The sequence below is a fragment of the Vreelandella titanicae BH1 genome (genome assembly GCF_000336575.1).
GTDB lineage: Bacteria > Pseudomonadota > Gammaproteobacteria > Pseudomonadales > Halomonadaceae > Vreelandella > Vreelandella titanicae.
The window spans coordinates 858335-880444 of record NZ_AOPO01000001.1; the positions used below are offsets into that span (position 1 = coordinate 858335).

The 22110-nt window shown below is 54.7% G+C and carries 23 protein-coding genes; 14 read left to right on the top strand and 9 right to left on the bottom strand.

Annotated elements, in window-relative coordinates; all coding sequences use genetic code 11:
- Positions 1-138: 138 nt before the first annotated feature.
- Positions 139-1482 carry a sodium-dependent transporter gene (locus HALTITAN_RS03765; protein ID WP_022521121.1) on the top strand — a complete coding sequence of 448 codons (1344 nt, stop codon included), beginning with the start codon at positions 139-141 and terminating at the stop codon, positions 1480-1482.
- An 89-nt stretch (positions 1483-1571) separates the two neighbouring features.
- Here the strand turns inward: HALTITAN_RS03765 and HALTITAN_RS03770 are convergent, their stop codons facing one another.
- Positions 1572-1787, bottom strand: coding sequence for a PA3496 family putative envelope integrity protein (locus tag HALTITAN_RS03770; protein WP_022521120.1), 216 nt, complete (start codon positions 1785-1787; stop codon positions 1572-1574).
- A 325-nt stretch (positions 1788-2112) separates the two neighbouring features.
- Between HALTITAN_RS03770 and hexR the strand changes: the two genes are divergently transcribed.
- The 3 genes from hexR (at position 2113) to HALTITAN_RS03785 (ending at position 6645) form a co-directional block, all read left to right on the top strand.
- Entirely contained in the window at positions 2113-2964 is an 852-nt protein-coding gene (gene hexR / locus HALTITAN_RS03775; RefSeq protein ID WP_009286287.1) for a transcriptional regulator HexR, read from the top strand.
- A 256-nt stretch (positions 2965-3220) separates the two neighbouring features.
- A complete protein-coding gene (gene uvrD, locus HALTITAN_RS03780; RefSeq protein WP_009286288.1) occupies positions 3221-5419 on the top strand; it encodes a DNA helicase II in 2199 nt (732 codons plus the stop codon).
- Between the two features lie 131 nt (positions 5420-5550).
- Positions 5551-6645, top strand: a complete 1095-nt coding sequence (locus tag HALTITAN_RS03785) for a TRAP transporter substrate-binding protein (protein WP_022521118.1) — start codon at positions 5551-5553, stop codon at positions 6643-6645.
- A 79-nt stretch (positions 6646-6724) separates the two neighbouring features.
- Here HALTITAN_RS03785 and HALTITAN_RS03790 read toward each other — a convergent pair whose 3' ends face one another.
- On the bottom strand, positions 6725-7141 hold the full coding sequence (locus HALTITAN_RS03790) for an acyl-CoA thioesterase (RefSeq protein WP_022521117.1): 417 nt from the start codon (positions 7139-7141) through the stop codon (positions 6725-6727).
- 208 nt (positions 7142-7349) lie between these two features.
- Here HALTITAN_RS03790 and HALTITAN_RS03795 point away from each other — a divergent pair, with 208 nt between their 5' ends.
- The 7 genes from HALTITAN_RS03795 to HALTITAN_RS03825 all read left to right on the top strand — a co-directional run bounded on the left by HALTITAN_RS03795 (position 7350) and on the right by HALTITAN_RS03825 (position 13890).
- Positions 7350-8237 (top strand): PstS family phosphate ABC transporter substrate-binding protein, encoded by an 888-nt coding sequence (locus HALTITAN_RS03795; protein WP_152419217.1) that lies wholly within the window; start codon positions 7350-7352, stop codon positions 8235-8237.
- A gap of 134 nt (positions 8238-8371) precedes the next feature.
- Positions 8372-9487 (top strand): ABC transporter permease subunit, encoded by a 1116-nt coding sequence (locus HALTITAN_RS03800; RefSeq protein ID WP_009286291.1) that lies wholly within the window; start codon positions 8372-8374, stop codon positions 9485-9487.
- Positions 9484-10908 carry a phosphate ABC transporter permease PstA gene (gene pstA / locus HALTITAN_RS03805; protein ID WP_009286292.1) on the top strand — a complete coding sequence of 475 codons (1425 nt, stop codon included), beginning with the start codon at positions 9484-9486 and terminating at the stop codon, positions 10906-10908. Before HALTITAN_RS03800 ends, pstA begins: the two co-directional genes overlap by 4 nt.
- Entirely contained in the window at positions 10902-11717 is an 816-nt protein-coding gene (gene pstB, locus HALTITAN_RS03810; RefSeq protein WP_009286293.1) for a phosphate ABC transporter ATP-binding protein PstB, read from the top strand. Before pstA ends, pstB begins: the two co-directional genes overlap by 7 nt.
- Positions 11718-11748: 31 nt before the next feature.
- The gene (gene phoU, locus HALTITAN_RS03815) at positions 11749-12474 is read left to right on the top strand and encodes a phosphate signaling complex protein PhoU (protein WP_009286294.1); all 726 of its coding nucleotides are present in this window, start codon (positions 11749-11751) and stop codon (positions 12472-12474) included.
- A gap of 78 nt (positions 12475-12552) precedes the next feature.
- On the top strand, positions 12553-13308 hold the full coding sequence (cysZ, locus tag HALTITAN_RS03820; RefSeq protein WP_009286295.1) for a sulfate transporter CysZ: 756 nt from the start codon (positions 12553-12555) through the stop codon (positions 13306-13308).
- An 87-nt stretch (positions 13309-13395) separates the two neighbouring features.
- Positions 13396-13890 carry a copper chaperone PCu(A)C gene (locus HALTITAN_RS03825; protein WP_039857790.1) on the top strand — a complete coding sequence of 165 codons (495 nt, stop codon included), beginning with the start codon at positions 13396-13398 and terminating at the stop codon, positions 13888-13890.
- A 92-nt stretch (positions 13891-13982) separates the two neighbouring features.
- Here HALTITAN_RS03825 and HALTITAN_RS03830 read toward each other — a convergent pair whose 3' ends face one another.
- From HALTITAN_RS03830 to HALTITAN_RS03860, 7 genes are all read right to left on the bottom strand, one after another.
- Positions 13983-14312: a hypothetical protein gene (locus HALTITAN_RS03830; RefSeq protein WP_152419218.1), complete on the bottom strand. Its 330-nt coding sequence runs from the start codon at positions 14310-14312 to the stop codon at positions 13983-13985.
- 498 nt (positions 14313-14810) lie between these two features.
- Positions 14811-15113, bottom strand: a complete 303-nt coding sequence (locus HALTITAN_RS03835) for a hypothetical protein (protein ID WP_022521111.1) — start codon at positions 15111-15113, stop codon at positions 14811-14813.
- A gap of 651 nt (positions 15114-15764) precedes the next feature.
- Complete coding sequence (locus HALTITAN_RS03840; RefSeq protein WP_022521110.1) at positions 15765-16079, bottom strand: hypothetical protein; 315 nt, start codon at positions 16077-16079, stop codon at positions 15765-15767.
- Between the two features lie 311 nt (positions 16080-16390).
- On the bottom strand, positions 16391-17677 hold the full coding sequence (gene phoR, locus HALTITAN_RS03845; RefSeq protein WP_009286296.1) for a phosphate regulon sensor histidine kinase PhoR: 1287 nt from the start codon (positions 17675-17677) through the stop codon (positions 16391-16393).
- 2 nt (positions 17678-17679) lie between these two features.
- Positions 17680-18369, bottom strand: coding sequence for a phosphate regulon transcriptional regulator PhoB (gene phoB, locus HALTITAN_RS03850; RefSeq protein WP_009286297.1), 690 nt, complete (start codon positions 18367-18369; stop codon positions 17680-17682).
- A 125-nt stretch (positions 18370-18494) separates the two neighbouring features.
- Positions 18495-19385 carry a 4-hydroxybenzoate octaprenyltransferase gene (gene ubiA / locus HALTITAN_RS03855; protein ID WP_009286298.1) on the bottom strand — a complete coding sequence of 297 codons (891 nt, stop codon included), beginning with the start codon at positions 19383-19385 and terminating at the stop codon, positions 18495-18497.
- A 35-nt stretch (positions 19386-19420) separates the two neighbouring features.
- On the bottom strand, positions 19421-19996 hold the full coding sequence (locus tag HALTITAN_RS03860) for a chorismate--pyruvate lyase family protein (protein ID WP_022521107.1): 576 nt from the start codon (positions 19994-19996) through the stop codon (positions 19421-19423).
- A gap of 137 nt (positions 19997-20133) precedes the next feature.
- Between HALTITAN_RS03860 and HALTITAN_RS03865 the strand changes: the two genes are divergently transcribed.
- From HALTITAN_RS03865 to HALTITAN_RS03875, 3 genes are all read left to right on the top strand, one after another.
- Positions 20134-21324, top strand: coding sequence for an NAD(P)/FAD-dependent oxidoreductase (locus tag HALTITAN_RS03865; RefSeq protein ID WP_009286300.1), 1191 nt, complete (start codon positions 20134-20136; stop codon positions 21322-21324).
- A 108-nt stretch (positions 21325-21432) separates the two neighbouring features.
- Complete coding sequence (locus HALTITAN_RS03870) at positions 21433-21705, top strand: HU family DNA-binding protein (protein WP_007112276.1); 273 nt, start codon at positions 21433-21435, stop codon at positions 21703-21705.
- On the top strand, positions 21705-22061 hold the full coding sequence (locus tag HALTITAN_RS03875; protein ID WP_022521104.1) for a hypothetical protein: 357 nt from the start codon (positions 21705-21707) through the stop codon (positions 22059-22061). Before HALTITAN_RS03870 ends, HALTITAN_RS03875 begins: the two co-directional genes overlap by 1 nt.
- Positions 22062-22110 lie beyond the last annotated feature (49 nt).

Consider the following 22110-nt stretch of genomic DNA (forward strand, 5'->3'; position numbering starts at 1 on the left):
GCTAACTGGCATGCTTGCGGTCGATCAGATAAATTGCGCTTACTTTCGGAAAAGCACGCTGGCAATGACGCAATTTTCCGAAAACTAGCGTGTTCAACACGCAGTGACTTACACAACAATCGACTTAATGGGTGATGTATGGCGAAGCTTGCGCATGCGCAGTGGTCATCGCGAATGACCTTTGTGCTGGCCGCCGCTGGTTCAGCGGTGGGTCTAGGGAATATCTGGAAATTTCCGTATATGGTGGGTGAAAGCGGCGGCGCTGCTTTCGTATTTGTGTATTTGCTCTGTATCGCGCTGATCGGCTTGCCCATTCTTGTCTCTGAGTGGCTATTGGGGCGGCGCGGCCAGAAGAACCCCGCCAGCACCATGTCAGAGCTAGCGCGCACGGCGAAAAAGCCCAAAGCCTGGGCCATCGTGGGCATTAGCGGCATTGTCGGGGCCTTCTTGATTTTGTCGTTTTACAGCGTGATTGGCGGCTGGTCACTCTACTACACCGTCAACTCGGTGAGCGGTGCTTTTAGCGGTCAAGATGCCGATGGCATTGGCGCGCTATTTAATGGCATGTTGAGTAACCCTGGGTTGCTGCTGCTGGGCCACTCCGTGTTTATGCTGCTGGTCATTGGGATTGTCGCCCGCGGCGTTACCAAAGGCCTTGAAGGCGCTGTACGCATTCTGATGCCAGTCCTCGCACTACTGCTGGTCGTGCTGATCGGTTATGGCATGACAACCGGCCACTTTGGCGAGGCGTTGACGTATATGTTCAACCCGGACTGGAGCAAGCTCACAGCAGAAACCGTGCTAGCCGCCTTGGGCCACGCCTTCTTCACCCTCTCACTGGGTATGGGCATCATGATGGCTTACGGCTCTTATTTGGACAAAGAGATCGATCTGCTGCAAACCGCCCGCACGGTCATCATCATGGATACCGTCATCGCTTTAGGCGCGGGTTTAGCTATATTCCCGATCGTGTTTGCTAATAATCTGGATGTCGCTTCGGGCCCAGGGCTGATTTTCGTCACCCTACCACTGGCCTTTGGCAATATTGATGGTGGTTTACTTTTAGGTTTGATGTTCTTTCTGCTGCTGACGTTTGCGGCATTAACATCGGCCATTTCACTGCTTGAGCCCGTGGTGGAATTCATTGAAGAGCGCACGCCGCTAGGCCGCGTCATGGCTACCGTTGTGGCCGGTGTGGGTGCTTGGTTACTGGGTATTGCAGCGCTGCTGTCATTTAACGTGTGGAGCGAACCGCTGCTGTTTGGACTGGGCGTGTTTGACCTGCTGGATACGCTGACCAGCAAAATAATGCTGCCGCTGACGGGGCTGGGTGCGATTCTATTCACCGCTTGGTGCCTGGAGCGCAGCAGCGTGGAAGACGAACTGGGTCTTTCAGCGACCGGCAAGAGCGTATGGAACATTATCGCGCGCTATGTAGCGCCCGCTGGCGTTGTTGCCGTGTTCGTAACAGGGCTAATCTAAGCTGAGCCGCCAAGGCCCTGCTAGCCGGCAGGGCAGCGTGGTTCTGCGCAGATAATAGTTGCGCCCCTAACCTCTTGGCATCCTAAAACTTAGTGCAATTCGCTCTCTTGCCGATCTTCATCGGGCAAGGGGGCGATATCCCGCGATAACTTTTGAAACTCACGATGAAGCTCAATACCCCGCCGCGCTCTTAAGCTGCGTTGGGCAGCGCTGCGCTGGCGCTGGGCATGCTCATCGACTTCCATACTCATAAAGATGTCGAGCAATTCGCTTTTAACCGAGGTGATTCGTTCGACGTTTCTCATAATCGACGTTCCTCCAGATGAATATGCCTTCGTCCACCTGCATCCGTGACGACTGTGATGATGCAGTGCGGCACTTCAATTATTACTATAACCTACTTGACAAAATGATGACCAATCTTAAAAAAACTGACTAACGACCTTAAACGCTGTTGGATCGCTGCCTAATAGTTTGTGGCCCTATGGGCTCATTGAGGCATACTGTCCTTATCGCATTGAAGCAATACGAAGCATCACAGTGAGCAGATAGGCAGAAACGGTCGTTTAAAACGACTGTATATTGGCGTACTGTTGACTACCTGTTGGTTGAGCACCCAAGGAGCTGAACGTGAGTCGCGCCCTGTTCGATGAAATGAGACGCCGCATGGAGCACTTTCGACGCTCCGAGCAAAAAGTGGCGCGTTTTGTACTGCGCAACCCCGAAGAGGTCATCCACATGCGCATTGTGGATCTGGCCACCGAAGCCACCGTTAGCGAACCTACCGTGGTGCGCTTTTGTCGTGCGCTGGGGTGCAATGGCTTTCAGGATTTCAAGCTACAGCTGGCGCAAATGCTGGCCAGCGGCAGTCAGTTCGCGCAATTCTCCATGAACGACAGCGACTCGGTCGCTGAATTTTCCCACAGCATCTTCGACTCGACCGTGGGTACACTGCTCTCGGTTCGTGACCGGCTGGATAACGATGCCCTGGGCCGTGCGGTAAACGCCCTGGCGATGGCCAACCGGGTCGAGTTCTATGGCTTTGGGGCTTCCGGTGCAGTGGCCTTTGATGCCCAGCACAAGTTTTTTCGCCTGCAGATCTCCACTTCTGCCTACGCCGACCCGCATATGCAGAATATGTCGGCAGTGACCTTGAACGATGGCGATGTGGTGGTGGCAATTTCACAAACCGGCCGTACCAAAGCGCTAGTCGCCAGCGTACGCCTGGCTCGCGAGGCGGGTGCAACAGTCATTGGCCTGTGCCCCAGCGGCTCGCCACTCGCCGAAGAGGTCAGCCTGCCGCTGTATATCGATGTTCATGAAGACACCGAGATTTACACCCCGCTTAGCTCGCGCATTGCCCATCTGGTGCTGATCGATGTACTCGCCGTGGGTGTGGCCAAAACCCGCGGGCCGAAACTCGCCGAACAGCTCAAAGCAGTTAAAAAGAGCCTGAATACGCTGCGTTTCCCAGAAGAATAATTAGCTTCTTAGCGCTGCCATAACTATAAGCCTCGGTGCCGAGGACAGGCTTACGCGAGGGCGCTGTAAACCCGTCCTTGGGCGCTACTTTTGCCATCCATGGCAAAAGACCCTCGCTTCAGCCTGCCCTCGTCCCTGTTAGAAAGTTTTTAAAGGTAGCAGTTGCGAATAACTGCAATCACTACACCTGTATACACAGCCAGTTCGCTGGCTGTGCTAGACTAGCCGCCTATTTTTTGATCCGGCAGCGGCTACTATGGACGACGTCACGGCGATTCTCGATCAGCTCAACTCCGCCCAGCGCGAAGCAGTGAGCGCCCCCCAAGGTAATCTGTTGGTGCTCGCAGGCGCAGGCTCCGGTAAAACCCGCGTGCTGGTGCATCGCATCGCCTGGCTGATGCAGGCCGAAGGGCTGTCCCCTTATGCCCTGCTGGCAGTGACCTTTACCAATAAAGCCGCCAAAGAGATGCGCACCCGCCTTGAGGCACTGCTGAGCATCTCGATGCGCCATGTATGGGTGGGCACCTTTCACTCCATCGCCCACCGCCTGCTGCGCACCCACTGGCAGGACGCCAAGCTACCGCAACACTTTCAGATTATCGATTCTGACGATCAGCTACGCCTGGTCAAACGGCTGTTGAAAGATTACTCGATCGACGACGAACGCTTCCCACCCCGCCAAGTGCAGCACTTTATCTCCGGCTGCAAAGAGGAGGGACTGCGCCCACACCAAGTCAATGTGGATGGCGATGCCTACATGGGCCAGATGGTCGAGCTCTACGAGCGCTACCAACTTACCTGCGAGCGCGGCGGCCTGGTCGATTTCGGTGAACTGCTGCTGCGAAGCCTGGAGCTACTACGCGACAACCCGGCGCTGTTAAACCACTACCAGGAGCGCTTTGGTCATGTACTGGTAGATGAGTTCCAAGATACCAATACCCTGCAATACGCTTGGCTAAAACTGCTCACCGGCATGAAGACGCCGATGACGGCGGTGGGTGATGACGACCAGTCGATCTACGGCTGGCGCGGTGCCAAGGTGGAGAATATCAGCCGCTTTGAGCAAGAGTTTCCGCAAACCCACACCGTACGGCTTGAACAGAACTATCGCTCCACCAGCGCCATCCTGGAAGCCGCCAATACGCTGATCAGCCACAACAGCGAGCGGATGGGTAAAAACCTGTGGACTGACGGCATCGAAGGCGAGCCGATCTCAATTTACGCTGGGTTTAACGACCTGGAAGAAGCCCGCTATATCGTCGATACCATCAAGGAGAAGGTCGACGAAGGCTTTAACCGCCGCGATATCGCGATTCTCTACCGCTCAAACGCTCAGTCGCGGCTGCTGGAAGAGACGCTGATTCGCCAAGGCATGCCCTACCGTATTTACGGCGGCCACCGCTTCTACGAGCGCCTGGAAATCAAGAATGCCCTGGCCTACCTTCGCCTGATGCTCAACCGCGACGACGATGCCTCGCTGGAGCGGGTGATTAACGTACCCACTCGCGGCATCGGCACGCGCACGGTCGAGATTGTCCGCCTGCGCGCTCGGGAACAAAGTATCCCTCTCTGGCAAGCGCTCCACGATGCGATTAACGACGGCACATTGAAAGGCCGCGCGGCCAATGCCGTGCAAACCTTCGCCAACCTGATCGAGCAGCTCGATAACGATGCCTCTGGCATGGCGCTGCACGAAATTATCGATCACGTCACGATACACACGGGTCTGATAGAGCATCACAAAAGTGAGCGCGGCGAGAAAGGCCAAGCGCGGGTCGAGAACCTGGAAGAGTTGGTTACCGCTGCCCGTGCCTTTACCCAAGGCGATGTCTTTGAAGCGCCTGAAGCGGGCGAAGGCATGGCGGCACTGGAAGCATTTCTCTCAGAGGCCGCTCTTAACGCAGGCGACCACGAAGCCGAAGAGTTTGAGGACAGCGTACAGCTGATGACGCTGCACTCCGCCAAAGGCCTGGAGTTCCCGGTAGTATTTATTGCCGGTGTCGAGGAGGGGCTGTTTCCACACAAGATGTCCCTGGAAGAGCCGGGTAGGCTCGAAGAGGAGCGCCGGCTCTGTTACGTCGGCGTCACACGCGCGATGCAGAAGCTCTACCTCACACACGCCGAAACCCGCCGCCTGCACGGCAAAGAAGTGTTTCCACGCCCGTCGCGTTTTTTGCGCGAACTACCGCCGCACCTACTCGAAGAAGTCCGTCTGCGCGGGCATATTTCCCGCCCAGTCACCGCGTCGCGCACCTCCTTTGCTCAGCAAAGTGTCGAGAGCAGCGGTGATATACCCGCCTTACATGTCGGCCAAGGCGTTGAGCACCCGGTGTTCGGCGAAGGGATTATTCTTAACGCGGAAGGCGAAGGTGCCCGCGCCCGGGTACAGGTCAGCTTTGAAGGCGAAGGGGTCAAATGGCTAGTGCTTGGTTTTGCTAAGCTAACGCCGCTTTAAGCCGCTACGCGCGTGGCGTTGAGTGCAATGGCTTGCCGATTAAAACCCGCTTAGCGCATACTGGCGAACGGACATTGCGCCTTTGTGCGCGCTGACAAAAAAATCCTATAATCTCCGGAGTTTTGCTCACCATGCAACGCCGTCACTTCCTCAAAACTGCCAGCCTTGGCGTCGCCGGGGCCGTTGCCGCCCCCTTCGTAACCACCTCAAGTGCTCGCGCTCAAGAAACCTTCACCTGGGACATGGTCACCTCGTGGCCAAAAAACTTCCCTGCCCTGGGTACTGGTGCGAATGATTTCGCCCGCCGGGTAGAACAGCTTTCCAACGGCCGCATGCAGATCCGCGTCCACGGCGCGGGTGAACTGGTACCTGCCCTGGAAGTCTTCGATGCGGTAGCAGCTGGTACCGCTGAAATGGGCCACTCTGCCTCTTACTACTGGCGTGGCAAAGTCGCTGCCTCACAGTTCTTTACCGCTGTACCCTTCGGTATGACGACTACCGAAATGAACGCCTGGTTGTACCACGGCGGCGGTCAGGAGCTTTGGGATGAGATCTACGCCAATCACAATCTGAAGCCGTTTGCCGTGGGCAATACCGGCACGCAGATGGCGGGCTGGTTCAAGAAAGAGATCAACTCACTCGACGACATGCAGGGGCTGAAACTTCGCCTGCCGGGCCTGGCGGGTGAGGCGATGAACGGCATCGGCGTCAGTACGGTTACTATGCCAGGCTCAGAAATTTTCACCTCGCTGCAAACCGGCGCGCTGGATGCCGCTGACTGGGTGGGGCCGTATAACGATATGGCATTCGGCCTGCATCAGGTGGCTGACTACTACTACACCTCGGCGTGGAACGAGCCCTCTGCGGTACTGGAAGGGACGATCAACCTGGATGCCTGGAACTCCCTGCCAGAAGACCTGCAGGACGTGATCCGCGAAGCGGCGCGGGCGTCTAACCTGGCCATGATCAGCGAATTTGCCTTCCGCAACGCGCAAGCACTGGAAACTCTGGTCGATGAGCATGGCGTTCAGCTACGTACTTTCCCTGACGACGTAATGGCAGCGCTTCACACCTCTTCACTGGAAGCCATCCAGCGCCAGGTCGACAGCGACGAAGAGTCTCGCCGTGTTTACGAGTCTTATTCGGCTTTCCAGAAGCTGCTGCGCCCGTTCAGCGATGTGGGTGAATACGCCTACCTCAAGAACCGCGATAACGTCGACGGTTAATGAGCCGCTAGACAAGTAAATGACAAGCACGACAAAAGGGCGCCCTAAGCGCCCTTTTGCTATTTCAAGTTGAAGTGAGCTAGTCGCTATGTACTGCTCGGATGCGCCCATTATCGTCCAACGCAACCATCACAAAGCGCGCCTCGGTAACTTTTTGGCGCTCCTCTATGCGTTGCCCATGGGGAGGACGCACCCAGACCTCCACATCAATCTTGATCGAGCTATGACCAATTTCTTGCACTTGGGTGTAAACGCTGACCATTGAGCCAACGCGCACCGGGCTTAAAAAGTCCATGGCTTCAATCGCCACGGTCGCCGTGCGACCACCCGCTTCACGACCGGCCGCCAGCTCAGCCGCTTGATCCATTTGATTGACCAGCCATCCACCGGGTATATCACCATAAAAATTGGTATCTTGGCGGGAAGCCAGTAGTTTTAAAGTAAGCTGCCCTTGAGGGGCCGGTACGTCATCCAAATCGGTTTCCAGAAGAGTCATGAGTTAGTCGCTTAGTCAGTTTATTGTTGTAAACGTTGCAGAGTGGCACGTTGTTTATGCGTGTTGCTGCATCGCAACACAAAGGAATGAATTTAGTTAACCATAAGAGGACGCTCGTTTGAATACTCGTTTGACGACTCTTTGCATTAATCGGAGGTTAACTTCCGCCGTCCGTCGCACCGTATTGAGCGGAGTGGCGTTTATACTGATGCTGATAACGCCCCTGACCTGGGGGCAGCAGCCAACAGTTATTAGCGGCACCTTGGGCGCGGTGGGCTCCGACACTATGGCGGGGCTAATGCTGCGCTGGGGTGAAACCCTCACCACCCGCTATCCTGACGTGAAGCTGCAGTTTCAAGCAAGTGGTTCAGCCAGTGCGCCCACGGCGCTGATGGCTGGCACCACCCGGCTAGGCCCGATGTCTCGTGCGATGACCAGCGAAGAGCGTGATAACTTTATTGAGCGCTATGGCTATCCACCGCTGGAATTAAAAGTCGCCCGTGACGCATTGATTGTAGTCGTACACCGCCATAACCCCTTGCGCGCTCTGACCCGCCAGCAGGTTGATGCGATCTTCTCAACCTCGCTGGCCTGCGGTGGCGAAACGCCGATCAGGCGCTGGGAGCAGCTATCGGCAACCCGTGACTGGTCATTTGGTAGCATTGCGCTGCATGGGCGTAACCTTGCCTCGGGTACCCATGGGCTATTTCAACAGCGGGCGTTATGTGGCGGTCTTTTTCGTGACGACATTAGTGAACACCCCGGCTCATCGGCGGTGGTCGCGGCCGTTGGCGAATCTGCCAATGCGATGGGCTATGCGGGGTTTAACCACCTCACCCCAGCCGTGCATGCATTGAGCCTGTATAACGATGATGGCATTGCGATACCGCCCGATGAAGCGGCGATACAGAGCGGTGACTACCCGCTGTCGCGCTATCTTTACCTCTATGTGAACCTACCGCCGGGGGAGAACTTACCCCCCGCCGAGCAAGCACTGCTCAAGTTGATTATGTCCGATGAGGGCCAGCAGATTGCGCGCGCATCCGGCTTTGTACCATTAACCTCCAGTGTCCTTAGTGCACAACAGAGGTGGTAAACCACTGTCATCTAACTGACACATAATTGTCTTAGGGTAGGGATCCTGTCTATGCACTGTTTTTCACCACATTCTGGTTTTTCACTACCTATTGGTCAGCGCTATGATCACCTCGGTTTTGCCATGATATCCACATGACCCTACCTCGGTTAACCTCTTCTCGACAGCCACTTAGGCTACTGCAAGACCGCATGGCCACCGGTTTAATCACCGCTGGCGGCATAGGCGTGCTGCTGGCAATTCTGGCTATCGGTGTCTTTTTGGTGTGGGAAACCCTGCCGCTGCTGGCGATTGGCGATACCTTAGCGCTGGCTAAGCTCTCTCCCCTGGCGTGGGGCACGCTCAAAGCCGCCCTAGCCGCACTGCTGTTCGCCATTCCCGTGGCCTTGGGGGCCGCCATCTACTCCGCGCTGTTTATGTCAGCGCGCCTGCGCTCGCGGATCAAGCCCGCGCTCGAAATGATGGAGGCGATCCCCGGTGTGGTGGTGGGCTTTATTGCCGGGCTTATTTTGGCACCTTGGGTAGAGCGCCATCTCGCCAGCGCTTTGGTGCTGATCATTTGGCTGCCGCTTAGCGCAGCGCTTGCCGGCTTACTCTGGCAGTGGGCCAAAACACGCCTACGCCGCCGCTTACCGCTCTCCTGGGCGGGCCTCTGGCTCGTTCCCTGGCTCGCTGTAATGGTGGCGATAGCACTATGGCTCGCGCCCTGGATGGAGCAGCAGTGGTTAGGCGGTGATTTACGCCAGTTACTCGACCAGCGCTATGGCATGGATTACGCCACCCGTAACGCACTGATTGTCGGCATTGCCATGGGCTTTGCCGTTATTCCCAGCATATATTCACTGGCAGAAGACGCGCTCGCCGATGTGCCTGCTAGCTTAATCGAGGGCGCCCAGGCGATGGGGGCCAGCCGCTGGCAGGCGCTATGGAAAGTGGCGCTGGTGGCAGCGGGCCCAGGTATCTTCTCGGCGATAATGATCGGTGCGGGCCGGGCGGTGGGCGAAACCATGATAGTGCTTATGGCCAGCGGTAATACGGCTCTGTTTAGCGCCAGCCCCTTTGAAGGCATGCGCTCCATGGCCGCGGCTATCGCCATTGAGCTGCCTGAAGCGTCACCCGGTGGCCAAACCTACCATCTGCTGATCTTGGCTGCACTGGTGCTGTTTATCTTCACGTTTCTGGTCAACACCCTTGCCGAGGTCGTCCGCCAGCGTTTACGCCGCCGCTTCCGCCAGATGGGGGGCACATGATGAACTCTGCGACCCACACCGCCTCTCGCCGCCGTCGTTTTAGCCGGGTAAATGATGTATGGCCCTGGCTTTGCGCAGCCAGCGTAGCGCTCTCCCTGCTGATGCTGGGCGCCTTACTCGCGCTACTGCTGGTACGCGGGCTAGGGCACTTTTGGCCCGCTACGCTGGAAGAGGTCACCCTTGACTCGGGTGAAACCTTTGCTGGTCAAGCTGTGCGCGAAGTCGCGCTACCCCAGCGAGCTGGGGATGAACGCCTCTACTTTACCGGCAACCAGGATATAGAGGGCGTTCGCTGGCGCTGGGTGGTGATTGATGAAATTGCCGAGCGCGCCCAGCCAGACGATTTGATTCGTCTTGATCGCAGCCCCTGGGGTGACTTTATTGGCCGTTTGGTGGCCATTGAGCAGCATGATCAACGCTGGGAGGGAGACGCTGCCTGGCAGCGATTAAACGCTTTATTGGCACTTCCCGCCAGCCAACGCCAGGATAGCCAACTGCTGCTTACCACCGTGGACGGCCAAATCCTGCGCCAACCGCTGGCCAGCGTGGCGAGCGCTCAGGCTCCCAATGCCATGAGCGTGTGGCAGAAAACGCTCGCCTGGGGGGATGCGGTTTGGCGGTTTCTGAGTGAGGGCCCACGGGCCGCCAATACCGACGGTGGCGTCTGGCCCGCGATATTTGGCACGGTGCTGATGGTGATTTTAATGTCGGTGATGGTGACCCCGTTTGGGGTGCTGGCCGCTATTTATCTCAATGAAATCGCTCACCAGGGGCGGCTGACCCGGCTGGTACGTATTGGTGTGCGCAACCTGGCGGGCGTTCCGTCGATTGTGTATGGCGTATTTGGGTTGGGAGTGTTTGTTTACGGCATTGGCGGCTCGCTGGATGAGTGGTTTTTCAGCGATACCCTACCTTCGCCCACCTTTGGCACCGGCGGCCTGTTATGGGCGTCGCTCACCCTGGCACTGCTGACCCTACCGGTGGTGATTGTGGCAACAGAAGAGGGGTTAGCGCGGATTCCCGAGGCGCAGCGGGAAGGCGCCGTGGCGCTCGGCGCTACGCGCTTAGAGATGCTCACCCGCATTGTACTGCCCATGGCAGCCCCTGCCATGCTGACAGGTATCATTCTAGCAGTAGCTCGCGCGGCCGGCGAAGTGGCGCCGCTAATGCTGGTTGGCGTCGCTAAGCTGGCGCCTCAAATGCCCATCGATGGTGAGTTTCCTTACCTACATTTAGAGCGCAAGTTCATGCACCTTGGCTATCATTTATTTGATACCGCCTTTCACGGCGAAGATGTGCAGGCTGCCATACCGCTGGTTTACGCCACAGCGCTACTTTTAGTGTTAATTGTGCTGGTGCTTAACCTAACTGCCATATTTCTGCGTCATTATCTTAGGCGTCAACGGGGAAACGAATGCTAGCGTCATTACATTCAGCCAATACCTCTCAGGCACCAGTGGCGCACTTTTCGTCCGAGCACAGCTGCCTGAGTATCGATCACTTTAGCCTCGCCTACGCGGGGAAAGAGGCGTTGCGCGAGTTAACCCTCAGTGTTCCCCGGCATCGTGTAACGGCCTTTATCGGCCCGTCAGGTTGCGGTAAGTCGACGTTGTTACGGGCAATTAACCGTTTGCACGATCTTAATGAGTCAGTCACCCACAGCGGCCAAATCACGCTGGAAGGGCAGGATATTCATGACCCGCAAATGAATGTGACTGAGCTGCGGCGGCGTGTCGGGATGGTGTTTCAAACGCCCAACCCCTTCCCTATGTCGATCTATGAAAACGTGGCCTTTGGGCTACGACTGCAACAGCGCATGCCCAAGCGCAAAAGGGACGACATTATTGAGTGGGCGCTAACTTCCGCCGCTCTGTGGGATGAAGTGAAAGACCGCCTACACCGTTCCGCTTGGCAGCTTTCCGGTGGCCAGCAGCAGCGTCTGGTGATCGCCCGTACCTTAGCAGTACAACCCGACGTGCTACTGCTTGATGAGCCAGCATCAGCTCTAGACCCAATTTCAACCCTCAAAATTGAGGAGTTGATCCGTAACCTCAAGTCGGAGCTGACGCTGATCCTGGTCACCCACAATATGCAACAAGCGGCGCGCGTATCGGATTACACCGCCTTTTTGCATCAAGGGGAGCTGGTTGAATACGGCCCTACCGATCAGGTCTTCACCAACCCCCGTTTGCAACGCACTGAAAACTACATCACCGGCCGTATCACCTAGGCCTTAGCAACTGAACCGTCAGGAGTGCTCCATGGATATTACTAGCGACTCTCACAGCCAGCATATCTCTCGCCAGTTCAACCAGGAGCTGGAAGAGCTGAAAACCCACCTGATGGCCATGGGCGGTCTGGTGGAAAAACAAGTGCAGGACGCTGTCTTTGCCCTACTGGAAGGAGACACCCGATTAGCCGAGCAGGTGCGTGACAATGACCGCCAAGTCAACGACCTGCAGCTGCAAATCGACGACGAATGCACCCGCGTACTGGCGCGCCGCCAGCCTGCTGCTTCCGATTTGCGTCTGGTGCTGGCCGTCATCCGCGCCACCTCAGACTTAGAGCGCATTGGTGATGAAGCCAGTAAAATCGCCCGCAACGCCCTGCTCCTGAGCGAAAGTTCTAGCACCATTCGTGGCCTGGTGGAGGTGCGTCACATTAGCGAGCACGTACGAAAAATGCTGCGCGATGCGCTCACCGCCTTTGCCCGCTTTGATACCGACCTAGCTATGCAGGTCGTACGCGAAGACGAACTGGTGGATGACGAGTACAGCAGCGCTATGCGCTCATTAATGACCTTTATGATGGAAGACTCACGCTCTATTACGTCAGTACTCAGCATCATGTGGGTACTGCGCGCGCTAGAGCGGGTAGGCGACCACGCCGATAACCTTGCTGAGTACGTGGTCTATCTCGTCAAAGGTCTGGATATTCGCCATAGCGACACCGATGAACTGGAACCACAGGTGCCAAAAAAGTCTTGACCTGATGGGGCTTTCCTCCTGCAATACGTCCAGGCTGCCACGCAGCCTGGACGTTGGAATCACGAGGAGCTCACCTAAATGCTGGATGCTGTCACTGCGCTTAGCCGAGGTACACGCTGTGTGTATCAACCGGGTATGCGCCGCTATGTTTTTCTGCCTATTCTGGTCAACCTGATTGTCTACGTGAGCATGTTCAGCTTTGTGCTCAACCGTTTTGATGGCTGGCTCGCCCATTGGATGGGCATGGTACCCGCTTGGCTTGACTGGTTATCCTGGCTTATCTGGCCCCTGTTTGTGATTAGCCTGTTGGTGGTGGTGTTTTTTACCTTCACGCTGGTTACCAGCTTGATTGCAGCCCCTTTTTACGGCTTTTTAGCCGCCAAAGTTGAAATCCAAGCCACTGGCCGCGAACCCATTGATGACCGAAACCTGACCAAAACAGCCATCGATGCTGTGGGACGCGAGTTTGTTAAGCTCGCCTATATTCTGCCTCGTGCCGCAGGCCTATTTGTGCTTAGCTGGATTCCAGGCGTCAATATAGTTGCTCCGCTACTCTGGGCACTGTTTTCTGCCTGGGTGATGGCAATCACTTATCTAGACTACCCAATGGATAACAACAAAGTAACGTTTGCCGATATGCGCCAACGGCTCTCTAAGCGCTGGTGGCAAAGCCTCACCTTTGGGGGGTTAGTGACCTTAATTACCTGGATTCCGCTGGCCAACCTGTTTTTGATTCCCGGCGCCGTTGCGGGTGCCGTACTGCTGTGGGACGACCACTATAGAGACGTACGTAGCGACAAACGTGGCGATGCACGTGGCATTACACCGCAGTAGGCGCCTATTACCCAGGCTACGTCACTTTGCTACCTTTATATTTTGTTCGTCTATCCTGGGCTCAATCAACAACAAAGGAATCACCGCATGATAAAATCGATGGCTTGGCTGGGTGGCGTACTCTTGATTGGCGCTATGTCTATTTCGATGACATCTATGGCGTTAGCCCACGACGTAAAAACAGAGACTCTTCGCATTGCGCACCCCTTCGCTACCCCAACCCCACCGGGTGCGGTAAACGGTGCCGCCTACCTTGATATCACCGCCGTTTCAGGCCCCGTCACTCTGGTTGGCGCGAGCAGTCCTGCGAGCAGCAACGTTGAGCTGCACGATATGCAAATGGACGGCGATATGATGCAGATGCGGCATGTGGACGAGATTCGTGTCGAGGCAGGGGAGACTTATACCATGCGCCCTGGTGGCGGCTTTCACTTAATGCTGATTGGCTTAACCGAGCCGCTGAAGGAGGGTGAGCGGTTTCCCCTCACGCTCACCTTCGCTGAACAAGGTGACGTAGACATCGAGGTCTGGATACAGAGCGCCCAAGACGGTAGCGAAGCTGCTGATGGGCATCACCACTGATGTCGTTGGCTTTTAACACATAGCAAAAACCCCGCCGAAGCGGGGTTTTTAGCGAGTAACGCTTACATTAGCAGTTACACTTATCCTATTATTTACCAGTCGGTGCTATCACCTTCATCCCGGTTGAGTTCTCCAGGAGTGTAACCCTCTTGGCGAGAAGTAGGCCCATTTTCAGCCGTAGAAGGACGGCTACTGGAAGGCGAAAAGTCCAAGCTATCAGCTTCGTCACGGTTCAAGTCGCCCGCAGAGACATGAGATGGTTTGGAAGCTGCATGCGACTCAGGTTTGTTGATGACATTCTGACCAGCGGTACGGTCTTGGTTCAGTTCAATAGATGAGTGCGCCATCGCCATGGGGCTCGCGACCAAACCAAAAGCAATACCTACTATGGCGACTTTTTGGCTCATTTCTTTTAACAGCAAGATGTTCTCCTCATTATCCATGGATTCCGTTCATTGATGATTAGAACGGCTATTACGCTTTGCGTTGCATATTAGGCGTCAAAAAAGTTAGCTCACCCTTTACGGTCAAAATGATTGTGAGACCGGATGCCTGAGACATAACCCACCGGCAGGCTGATGATGGGCAGTGTATAAATAGCGACGCAATGAAATTAGGCTCCGCTAGAAAGCCGTACCTTAAACTAAAACAAGAATAGTGTGGGAGAGGTGTTGGATGCCACAAAAAATCAGACCCCGCATCAGCAGGGTCTAAGGACACAAGACTTTGACAATGACTAGCGCTAGCTTCCTTTCCTTTTGCGGGGCTGCTCCAACCTTGGAATTTAACCCTGACCAACGCTCTGATTGTCGTTTGATTCATTCCTTGAATCGATATGCATCCGTATCGGTGTGACACGCTTTCGCGTGTTTAGATCACATGTTAATCGTAATATATTTCTTCAGAATTGCAAATTTTTGTTACCAAACGTTTCCATCACCTACGTCTTGGGTCAAATCTTTTGCTGTGTACTCCGCTTGAGCGCTAGTGTGATGCGACTCTGCCTTGATGACTCGAGGGCGGTCGCCTTCGTCATACATCAAATCAGAGGGGCTAAATTTAGCCTGACCCGAGGTATGATGTGATTGAGCTTGAATAGGCTCATCGTCAACGGTCAAATCTTGATTTGCTTCGATGGACATATGGGCAAAGGCAAGCGGGCTTGCCAGCAAACCAAAAGAGAGACCTACGACGGCTGCTTTTTTAACAAAATCGTTAAACATACTATTTACTCCTGGTGACCGTTTGATACCGCTGAAGTGAAGTGAGAAGGGCTCTCTGGCCAGATCTCACTGCGGCTAGCTTCACTACCTCTAGATAGCATATGTAATGCCAACTCTCTTATAAAAATAAAATAATTATATAAATCAATAATTTAAAATAAATACATTGTGCACAATTATACACCGCTAAAAACAAAAGCACGCTAATTACATGTGCACTAATGACACATGCGCAAAACTGTCTGTGCCTTTATGACACACTCAGCAAAATAAAAGGCTCGATGCCAACAAAGCGCTACGGCATCAATTCATAAAAAACAAGACATGGCATTGGATAGAGAGGCGCAAAGAAAGATCGGCGGAAAAGATAGGGGAGAAAGTAGCGGGGGGATAAGCGAGATAAAAAGTAGGCAGCAAAAATTAGGCCCCGCATTGCGGGGCCCGATATCAGAATTGGCTATAGGTAATAACTAACGCTAGCTTCCACTCCTTGTGCGGGGCTCCAACCTTGGAATTAACCCTGACTAGTGTTCTGATTGCCTACTGATTCATCCGTGAATCTTAAAAGCATTCTTGCTTTTGTAACATCCTGTTAATCGCTTATTCATTCTCTGAAAAAGCTTTTAATGATATCTAAAAGGTCATTGATAATTAGCTACCGCCATTTTCTTCTACAAGCTCATCCTTGTCATACTCAGCATCGTCTGAGTGACTGCTTGATTGCGGATCCATGTCGCTGGCACCATCACCTTCGTCATGGGTTAAATCGTCAGTCATGTCTGTTGTATCACTGCCAGTTGAACTACCGGTACCTTGGGAATCCATCGGTTGCTCGTCAGCGGTAATACCTTGGTTTTCGTCAATCGCCGAATTTTCATCGGTTTGTGCAAAAGCTAATGGGCTTGCCATCAGACCAAAAGATACACCTAAAATGCCAGCTTTCTTGAGAAAATCCTTGGACGTCATATCCTACCTCCGATCGCTGTTTAGTACCGCTTAATGAAGAAAGAAAGGCTTACTGAGAAGCCAGCAATTCCTGCGGTCATCTTCCTTCAATCTGTACTCTGCAGAAGGCATGCCAAAAAACTTAAGCATATAAATAAAAACAACAAAATCAGTCTCTTAATTAAAAATAAGTTATGCCAAAAAGGCATCGACTGAGTCACGACACAACGCTTTAAGCTGTGTAAAAATGGCACATGGGTAAAGCTTTACCAACCTTGCATGCCAATATTGCACATTGCTACAAATATTATGCGATGGGATGACTTGCTAAATTAAACAAGACGCGAGGGGGGGAAGGCGCAGCGAAACAACGCACCCTTGCCGGGAAGGGACTCAATTTGTAGTTGCGCATCGTGGCGCAACAGCACGTGCTTAACGATCGCCAAGCCTAAACCTGTGCCGCCAGTCGCAGTGCTGCGCCCCTTATCAACACGGTAAAAGCGTTCTGTTAGTCGGGGAATATGAACGGGATCAATCCCTTCACCGTTATCTTCCACATCGATATAGCCGCCACCAGTAGCGCTAGCTTTCCAGCGCAGGGTGATTTGGCTGCCAGCAGGCGTGTAGCGAACCGCATTAAAGGCAAGGTTAGAGACGGCGCTGCGAATCTCCTGTTCACTGCCTAACAGTCGGGCATCGCTCTCAAGGGCGACGGTGATAGTATGACGTTGATGCGATAGGGCCAGCGCATCATCACAAACGCTTTGCAGTAAAGGCTCGAGTGACAGTGGATGATGATCTTGGCCGCCCTGGTCAATTTCCAAACGCGAGAGCAGCAATAAATCGTTGACCAGATTCTGCATCCGCTGGGTCTGTTCCTGCATTTGCTGAATACTACGTCCCAAGCGCGGCGGAAGCTGGTCGGAGATATCACTGTAGGTTTCCAAATAGCCGGAGAGAACGGTCAGCGGCGTACGTAACTCATGGGAAACGTTGGCGACAAAGTCGCGCCGCATCTGCTCAAGACGATGCAAGCGGGTGATATCGCGAGCCATCACTAAGCGTTCGTCGTCACCGTAGAGGGTAATTTGATACTGCAGGATTCGCCGTTCATCAATCGGTGAGGTGAGCGTTAACGGCTCACTGTAGTTACGCGAATTAAAATAGCTGATAAAGCCCGGGTCGCGCAGCAGGTTGGTAATGTGTTGACCACGATCATGGGCGGTTTGTAGCCCCAGCATGGCGGTGGCGGCGCTGTTCCACCACTCCAAATCACCGTGGCGATCAAGCATGACCACGCTATCACGCATTGCTTCAGACGACTCTTGAATACGTGCCAAAGTAGCCCGCAGACGGCTTTGGGTGATGCGCTGACTTTTTTGATAGCGGTATAAACGATCGAATAGCTCGCCCCACATCCCGCGAGCGGCAGGCGGTTCATCGTTAGGGTGGAGGGTGAGCCACAAATAGAGTTCGCGTAACTGTCGTAAGTGGTAAAATAAGCATCCCGCAAGCCCTGCTGCAAGCCCCAGCCCAGCCGAGCCCAACAGCCAGCCCAAGCAAGTGCCCAGCGTGGCCAGCCACGCTATTCGCCACAGCTCACGACTCCATAAACGCACATTTACACCCGTGCAGAGAAACGGTAACCGGTACCCCGAACCGTTTGGATCAGGTTTTGATGCACGTCGCCCAGCGCTTTACGCAAGCGGCGGATATGCACATCGACCGTGCGCTCTTCAACGTAAACATTGCCGCCCCACACTTGGTCAAGCAGCTGGCTACGTGTGTAAGCGCGCTCTTGGTGAGTCATAAAAAACTGCAGCAAACGGTACTCGGTGGGGCCCATTTCCAGCGCTTTGCCGTGGGCACTTACCCGGTGGCTCACCGGATCAAGCAGCAGGCCGTTAATCTCAATCGGGTCTTCAACGCCACGTGGCGTCGCACGGCGCAGCACCGCTTTTAGCCGTGCCACCAATTCCCGGGGTGAAAAAGGCTTGGTGATATAGTCATCGGCACCGGCTTCAAGCCCTTGAATTTTATTATCCTCTTCGCCTTTCGCGGTGAGCATAATAATCGGGATTTCAGCGGTGGTTTCTTCACGTTTTAGGCGTCTCGCCAGCTCAATACCGCTAGTGCCGGGCATCATCCAGTCCAGCAGCAGTAAATCGGGTTGGTGGTCGACCACCATGGCATGGGCATCCTGGGCGTTATCCGCTTCGAGCACGCGATAGTCAGCCATTTCCAGCGCTACCGCGATCATCTCGCGAATCGACGCCTCATCATCGACAATCAGAACGGTCTTGGCGGTCATACCAGAGCCTCACGGTGTTCAAAGAAACTAGTTCAAAGAAAAACAGTTCAAAGAAAAACAGATCAATGACATGTCAGTGACGATAACACCATGACTTGATGACAATTACATGACAATCGCCTCGATCAGCCAGCCGCAGGCCACCAACTTAGCGCGATACCGGCAAAAATCAGCAGTCCCGACCAGTGATTATTGAGAAACGCCTGGAAGCAGGCATCCCGCTCCTGGTCGCGAATTAAGCGCTGCTGATGCAGAAAAGTCGCTGCCATTGCCGCTAGCCCTAACCAGAAGAAACCACCTAAACCAACCCACCAGCCTACCCAAGCCAGCAACCCCAGGGTGGCTAGCTGGAGTAAGCCGATAATCAAACGATCCGCATTTCCAAACAGCACGGCCGTCGATTTAATGCCAATTTTTAAATCGTCGTCGCGATCGACCATGGCGTACTGGGTATCGTAGGCCACTGTCCAGCACACATTAGCGCAGAATAGCAGCCATGCTTCCAGCGGCACGTGGCCGAGCACGGCGCCAAAAGCCATCGGAATTGCCCAGGAAAAAGCCGCGCCCAGCACCACCTGAGGAAAGTGGGTATAGCGCTTCATAAACGGATAAATAATCGCCAGCAGCACCCCGCCCAGCGAGAGCAGCACCGTAAACCAGTTGGTCAGTAATACCAGAATAAACGCAGCGGCCACCAGGGCGATAAACAGCAGTTGAGCTTCGGTTTCGCTGATACGGCCCGTCGCTAGCGGACGTTGTTTTGTGCGTTTCACATGCCCATCGAAGTGGCGATCCGCATAGTCATTGACCACGCAGCCCGCAGCGCGCATCACATAAACGCCGGCCACAAAAATCAGCAGCACATTTCGCCCTGGTACACCTTCCGCAGCCACCCATAATGCCCACAGCGTCGGCCACATCAAAAGCCATGTGCCTATCGGCCGATTCAAGCGCATCAGCTGTAAAAAATCTGCCACGCGAGCCCATCCCTTCGGCCGCAACAGTGAACGATCCATGCTTACCTCACGAAGAATAAGATGCAGGCGCTAGCCTAGCGCGAAGGCAGGCCAAGATCATCCGCCATCGCCGTCAAAAAATACTCTTGCACTAATAACGACAGACTGCCGTGCTTACAGCCGTGATAAAAAACAGAGCGCCTTCCCCAGGCACAGCCTTCCTGTATGCCGTTGACGCTAGCAAACTGGGGGGAATGCGTCGTTACTTCCAATGGCCCACGCACTAAACCCGGCTGGCGAAATAGCCAACTACCTAGCGAGCGCTCGCCCAGGCACTCTAGCCGTTGGCCCTTTACCTGTGAGAGCGGGGCGACCGAGCGCGCCACCACCCATGGCGTTCCATCTAAGCACAGCGCCACTTCCCGCAGCCAGGCGTAACGCTTGGCACCAATGCCCAGCGCCTGAGCCTCATCCTGGCGCGGCCAACCAACCCCCTGGCGCAGCAGTCGTACTCGAAACGGCTTCTCGCCACCTGCGACCATTAAGCGGGCGGTTAACGAGTCGGTGGAGGCAACCCACTGCCACCAGGAAGCACTCATCGCCGGGCGCGCCGCATCAATCGGGCGCCAGCGGGAAAATAGAGGAGTTTGCCGAAAAGCAGCAGCCGTCACCGAGTTCTCCAGGGCAATTAACGGGTTGGCTAGTGTAACATGGGCACTGAAAGGCTTTTGTTTCAGCAACTTTTTTAACGACTCGGTTTAGCGCTTCTTTTTTCGCAATCTTATTTAGCAACTTTTTTGGTGTCTGCATGCCCGCCACCCAAACACAAAAAACGTCTTCTCACGCTGCGCTGGTGATTATTGGCACTGGAATGGCAGGGGTTGGCCTTGCCCGGGCGTTGCGCCGATTGGGCGACCAACGCTCAATCACGCTGGTGAGCGCTGACAGCGGCGATGATTACAGCAAGCCGTTGCTCTCCACCGGCTTCGCCAAGGGCCTCGCGCCCGAACAATTAGCCCAGCGCAGCGCTACTGACCTGGGCGAAGAGCTAAATGCCCAAATGGTTATCCACACCCAGGTAACCGCACTGGATGTGGATAACCAAACAATTCTGCTTGAAGACGGCATGGTGCTCGGCTACGAAACACTGGTACTGGCCACTGGCGCTGCACCACGGGCGCCCTTCAGCATTGAGCCCAGCGTAGCCCCACGCTGCTTTACCATTAACGACCTGGATGACTACCGCCGCTTTCACACGGCGCTAGGCCATGGCCCCGCACGGATGGCGATTGTTGGCGCGGGGCTGGTCGGCTGTGAATTTGCCAACGATCTCCACGCTGGCGGCCATCGTGTCAGCCTCATTGCCCCAGAAGGAACCCTACTTCCTCGCTTGCTGCCACCGCCCTTAGGGAACGCCCTAGGCGATGCCTTTAGCGAAGCAGGTATCCATCTTCACCTTGCACGTTCGATTGATTCGATAGCGGCCGAAAGCGGCGAAGATATCGTATTACGTCTGGATAACGGCGACGCTGTCAGCGCTGATCTCGTGTTGATGGCAACCGGCCTTGCACCTCGCACAGCACTTGCCGAATCGGCTGGTTTAAACGTATCACCTGGCGGTATAGTCGTTGACCGCCAGTTGCGTACATCGCACCCCAATATCTACGCCCTAGGCGATGCAGCCTGCGTAGACGGTGTTAATGCCATGTACGTGCAGCCACTACAAGCCAGCGTTAAGGCGCTGGCGGCAACCCTTTCAGGCGCGCCCACGCCGGTTAGCTTCGGTGCTTGGCCGGTAGTGGTTAAAACGCCGCTGCTACCAGTGGTGGCCTACCCGCCAACGAACACGCCTGAGCACTGGCGAATTGAAGGCGAAGGCGGTGATATCAGTGCCTTGGCTGAAAATAAAGACGGTCGTTTGATTGGTTTTGCGTTGACAGGCGGCTGCGTGAGAAGGAAAGTGGAGCTTTCCAGAGCAGCACCTGCACTGCTAGGCTGATTTTCGTCGCGTTCACGACTAGGCTAGAGAAGTTAACCTAATCGGCTACGCACCCAACAACATGCATTTGTTTGATGTTTGATTTCTTTTAAAAAGGGGAGATTCCTTATGCGCAAACCTGAACTCGCTGCAGCCATCGCTGAAAGTGCCGACCTATCCAAAGATAAAGCTGGCCAAGTGCTGAACGTTATTCTGGATGAGATCACCAACAGCGTTGCTAAGGGCGAAGATGTCGCTTTGATTGGTTTTGGTACCTTCACGGTACGTGAGCGCGCAGCACGTACCGGCAAAAATCCGCAAACCGGTGCCCCGCTGCAGATTCCGGCCAGCAAAAACGTTGCCTTTAAGCCAGGCAAAGGACTTAAGGACGCCGTTTCTTAATGAAGCTCAAGCTGACGCTGTGGCTACTGGGCGTACTGCTCAAACGTGCCCTGCGCCGCAAGCCGCGCTTTCGTGAACAGTTAGAACGCATGCGCGGCCTGGACTGGGGGATTGCCACGGAAGATCTAAGTATTGCCCGCCACTACCGGATGACACCGAAAAGTATCAGTACCGGCAAAGGGCTGCCTGTGGACTTAGATCTTGAGCTACGCTTCCGTGATCAGAATACCGCCTTGAAAGTGCTCAAAAAGCCAACACAGCAGGCCTTTCTCGACGGCATGATAAACGGCGACGTGCGCTTAGTGGGTGATTCCGCCGATATGAATAAGCTGCAAAAACTACTCAAGTATTTGTAGCGGTTTACGATTGGCATAGGGTAACGGCTTAGATTAAATAAATTTAGGC

Bases quoted from the DNA above. Each gene is read 5' to 3' on its own strand.
- HALTITAN_RS03800 (WP_009286291.1), top strand. From the start codon at position 8,372: ATGACCCTACCTCGGTTAACCTCTTCTCGACAGCCACTTAGGCTACTG.
- ubiA (WP_009286298.1), bottom strand. From the start codon at position 19,385: ATGGATCGTTCACTGTTGCGGCCGAAGGGATGGGCTCGCGTGGCAGAT.
- HALTITAN_RS03795 (WP_152419217.1), top strand. From the start codon at position 7,350: ATGCTGATAACGCCCCTGACCTGGGGGCAGCAGCCAACAGTTATTAGC.
- HALTITAN_RS03870 (WP_007112276.1), top strand. From the start codon at position 21,433: ATGCGCAAACCTGAACTCGCTGCAGCCATCGCTGAAAGTGCCGACCTA.
- pstB (WP_009286293.1), top strand. From the start codon at position 10,902: ATGCTAGCGTCATTACATTCAGCCAATACCTCTCAGGCACCAGTGGCG.
- HALTITAN_RS03875 (WP_022521104.1), top strand. From the start codon at position 21,705: ATGAAGCTCAAGCTGACGCTGTGGCTACTGGGCGTACTGCTCAAACGT.
- HALTITAN_RS03790 (WP_022521117.1), bottom strand. From the start codon at position 7,141: ATGACTCTTCTGGAAACCGATTTGGATGACGTACCGGCCCCTCAAGGG.
- HALTITAN_RS03835 (WP_022521111.1), bottom strand. From the start codon at position 15,113: ATGTTTAACGATTTTGTTAAAAAAGCAGCCGTCGTAGGTCTCTCTTTT.
- phoU (WP_009286294.1), top strand. From the start codon at position 11,749: ATGGATATTACTAGCGACTCTCACAGCCAGCATATCTCTCGCCAGTTC.
- cysZ (WP_009286295.1), top strand. From the start codon at position 12,553: ATGCTGGATGCTGTCACTGCGCTTAGCCGAGGTACACGCTGTGTGTAT.
- uvrD (WP_009286288.1), top strand. From the start codon at position 3,221: ATGGACGACGTCACGGCGATTCTCGATCAGCTCAACTCCGCCCAGCGC.
- phoB (WP_009286297.1), bottom strand. From the start codon at position 18,369: ATGACCGCCAAGACCGTTCTGATTGTCGATGATGAGGCGTCGATTCGC.
- HALTITAN_RS03785 (WP_022521118.1), top strand. From the start codon at position 5,551: ATGCAACGCCGTCACTTCCTCAAAACTGCCAGCCTTGGCGTCGCCGGG.
- HALTITAN_RS03840 (WP_022521110.1), bottom strand. From the start codon at position 16,079: ATGACGTCCAAGGATTTTCTCAAGAAAGCTGGCATTTTAGGTGTATCT.
- HALTITAN_RS03765 (WP_022521121.1), top strand. From the start codon at position 139: ATGGCGAAGCTTGCGCATGCGCAGTGGTCATCGCGAATGACCTTTGTG.
- pstA (WP_009286292.1), top strand. From the start codon at position 9,484: ATGATGAACTCTGCGACCCACACCGCCTCTCGCCGCCGTCGTTTTAGC.
- HALTITAN_RS03770 (WP_022521120.1), bottom strand. From the start codon at position 1,787: ATGAGAAACGTCGAACGAATCACCTCGGTTAAAAGCGAATTGCTCGAC.
- HALTITAN_RS03865 (WP_009286300.1), top strand. From the start codon at position 20,134: ATGCCCGCCACCCAAACACAAAAAACGTCTTCTCACGCTGCGCTGGTG.
- HALTITAN_RS03825 (WP_039857790.1), top strand. From the start codon at position 13,396: ATGATAAAATCGATGGCTTGGCTGGGTGGCGTACTCTTGATTGGCGCT.